Below are 1,433 nucleotides of genomic sequence, written 5' to 3' on the forward strand. Positions count from 1 at the left end.
CTGAGACCTGATGCCGAGCCGATTGTGGTGAAGTGGATGATCCTATGCTGTCGAGAAAAGCCTCTAGCGAGTTTCATGGCGGCCCGTACCCTAAACCGACTCAGGTGGTCAGGTAGAGAATACCGAGGCGTTCGGGTGAACTATGGTTAAGGAACTCGGCAAAATGCCCCCGTAACTTCGGGAGAAGGGGGGCCACGCCTGGTGATGGAGTTTTCCTCCTGAGCTGGGGGTGGCCGCAGAGACCAGCGAGAAGCGACTGTTTACTAAAAACACAGGTCCGTGCGAAGCCGTAAGGCGATGTATACGGACTGACGCCTGCCCGGTGCTGGAACGTTAAGGGGACCGGTTAGTGACCTTTCGGGGTTGCGAAGCTGAGAACTTAAGCGCCAGTAAACGGCGGTGGTAACTATAACCATCCTAAGGTAGCGAAATTCCTTGTCGGGTAAGTTCCGACCTGCACGAATGGCGTAACGACTTCTCGACTGTCTCAACCATAGGCCCGGTGAAATTGCACTACGAGTAAAGATGCTCGTTTCGCGCAGCAGGACGGAAAGACCCCGGGACCTTTACTACAGTTTGATATTGGTGTTCGGTTCGGCTTGTGTAGGATAGGTGGGAGACTTTGAAGCCGTGACGCCAGTCATGGTGGAGTCGCCGTTGAAATACCACTCTGGTCGTGCTGGATGTCTAACCTCGGTCCGTGATCCGGATCAGGGACAGTGTCTGATGGGTAGTTTAACTGGGGCGGTTGCCTCCCAAAGGGTAACGGAGGCGCCCAAAGGTTCCCTCAGCCTGGTTGGCAATCAGGTGTTGAGTGTAAGTGCACAAGGGAGCTTGACTGTGAGACCGACGGGTCGAGCAGGGACGAAAGTCGGGACTAGTGATCCGGCGGTGGCTTGTGGAAGCGCCGTCGCTCAACGGATAAAAGGTACCCCGGGGATAACAGGCTGATCTTCCCCAAGAGTCCATATCGACGGGATGGTTTGGCACCTCGATGTCGGCTCGTCGCATCCTGGGGCTGGAGTCGGTCCCAAGGGTTGGGCTGTTCGCCCATTAAAGCGGTACGCGAGCTGGGTTTAGAACGTCGTGAGACAGTTCGGTCCCTATCCGCTGTGCGCGTAGGAATATTGAGAAGGGCTGTCCCTAGTACGAGAGGACCGGGACGGACGAACCTCTGGTGTGCCAGTTGTCCTGCCAAGGGCATGGCTGGTTGGCTACGTTCGGGAGGGATAACCGCTGAAAGCATCTAAGCGGGAAGCCTGCTTCGAGATGAGTATTCCCACCTCCTTGAGAGGGTAAGGCTCCCAGTAGACGACTGGGTTGATAGGCCGGATGTGGAAGCCCTGTAAGGGGTGGAGCTGACCGGTACTAATAGGCCGAGGGCTTGTCCTCAGTTGCTCGCGTCCACTGTGTTAGTTCTGAAGCAACGAACA

At 56.2% G+C, this 1,433-nt stretch carries 1 rRNA gene; it reads left to right on the forward strand.

What is annotated here, in order from left to right:
- Positions 1 to 1,392: ribosomal RNA gene (locus tag ACFY7E_RS32835) — 23S ribosomal RNA — on the forward strand; the annotation flags it as partial.
- Between the last annotated feature and the right edge of the window lie 41 nt (positions 1,393 to 1,433).

Origin of the sequence: Streptomyces sp. NPDC012825, assembly GCF_042900925.1 — a bacterium.
Taxonomy (GTDB): Bacteria; Actinomycetota; Actinomycetes; order Streptomycetales; family Streptomycetaceae; genus Streptomyces.